General features: G+C 41.5%; 1 pseudogene. It reads right to left on the reverse strand.

The features are described 5' to 3' along the window. Positions 1-147 precede the first annotated feature (147 nt). Positions 148-431, reverse strand: a pseudogene (locus tag ACTHUE_RS20590) (hypothetical protein); the annotation flags it as partial.

Raw genomic sequence — 431 nt, forward strand, 5'->3', positions numbered from 1 at the left:
AGTTATAGCACTATGATGATTTTAAAGAGTTTAAATCAAAAATCGACCCATCAACGTTACTCAAAACCCCATCGTAAACCGTCCAATCTCAAAGAGTCTTTAAAGATGGTTACAACCGGATTTGGCTTTTCACTGTTGATACAAAGCTTATAGATGACCTAACGGATTGTAAAACACACTAAAATGATCTCCAAAGGCACCCTTATCGTTTGAGTTTTGCTGATACTGCCCAAGCCCTATTAAGCCGACAGCCCATATCAGACAAATCATGATTGCCAACCTGACAATCAGGCGCTGTTTGTGCGGCATAAGGCTACATAACCAATCCGCACATAGAAGCATACCTGACATCACCCAAACCACGTACCCCCAACCAAATACACCAGGCAACACAAATATCGACCCCGGTATCATCAGGATTAACATTAAAC

This window comes from Neisseria sp. P0021.S005 (assembly GCF_051956955.1).